Raw genomic sequence first — 255 nt, 5'->3', positions numbered from 1 at the left:
ATCGGCGATGCATCGTTTCACTGCTGAGTTCGGGATGGGATCAGGTGGTTCCAATGCTCTATGGTCGTCAAGAAATTCGGTAGCCGGTGCGTTTACCTTGCGGTCAACGTTCCAGCGAATGGGTATGCAATAGAGTGGTGTTTTGTGAGGTGCAAACTTTCGGTTTGTATCGTCTTCACACACCGCAATCTGGCCTTTCGACGCAAATTGCTTGGGTGTTATATGGTCAAGCCTCACGGGCAATTAGTATTGGTT

Annotated in this window: 1 rRNA gene; it reads right to left on the bottom strand. The window is 49.0% G+C overall.

Annotation, left to right across the window (positions count from 1 at the left end):
- A 5S ribosomal RNA gene (gene rrf / locus V6F78_RS22355) occupies positions 1–72 on the bottom strand; the annotation flags it as partial.
- Between the last annotated feature and the right edge of the window lie 183 nt (positions 73–255).

It is taken from the genome of Pseudomonas sp. ESBL9 (assembly GCF_036668715.1).
GTDB classification, from domain to species: domain Bacteria; phylum Pseudomonadota; class Gammaproteobacteria; order Pseudomonadales; family Pseudomonadaceae; genus Aquipseudomonas; species Aquipseudomonas lundensis.
Note: the sequence above shows the minus strand (reverse complement) of the source record. Positions and strands in the feature narration are given on the sequence as shown.